The following is a 589-nucleotide window of genomic DNA, read 5'->3' on the forward strand; positions in this document are numbered from 1 at the left end:
TCGCCGTGCATTTGCTGCTGGACAATGCTGCGGTCGGGATGGAGCAGCTGGTGGTCTACACCGACCTGGGCGGCGTCGCCCGGGTGGACCGCCTGTGGCGCGCTATACCGGATGTGCAGACAGAGGAAAGCTCGCCCGCATTTGACAGGACCGCCGCTTATCTCATTTCAGACCAGACCTTATAATATTATTGGCATGAGCCGGTATGACGTTCTGTTCATACCGGCCCTTTTTGCAGGGAAAGGAGAGCGAAAAACATGACCACAAAGAAACTGCGCATCCCGATTTTACTGCTGGCGTTGTGGCTGATAGCGGCGACCATTATCCCACAGTCCTATGCCGCGGGCGGTATGCACCGCGTTGAAGTAAAAAGCGGTACTGGTTATACATCCAGCGCGGTCGGCGTCAACGTGTGGGAGACCAGCGTGGTGAGAGACGTCACCTTTACTCCACTGGACGGGTACCGGCTTGCAGTAGTCACCGCCTATTACGACGGGAAGACCGTAAACACCACGGTTCAGGACAAGCCCGCACAGCTTATAGTGGGCGGCATGGTGCTGCCGCTCCGCCATAGCGGACGGGAGATAAC

General features: G+C 57.4%; 2 protein-coding genes. Both read left to right on the forward strand.

Going from position 1 to position 589, the window contains the following annotated elements:
- Positions 1-185, forward strand: a 185-nt coding sequence (locus tag OCV66_RS15500) for a hypothetical protein (protein ID WP_262564917.1), incomplete at its 5' end; no start/stop codon positions are given.
- 72 nt (positions 186-257) lie between these two features.
- Positions 258-589, forward strand: a 332-nt coding sequence (locus OCV66_RS15505; RefSeq protein WP_147574660.1) for a hypothetical protein, incomplete at its 3' end; no start/stop codon positions are given.

Source organism: Agathobaculum ammoniilyticum, from assembly GCF_025567315.1.
GTDB lineage: Bacteria > Bacillota > Clostridia > Oscillospirales > Butyricicoccaceae > Agathobaculum > Agathobaculum ammoniilyticum.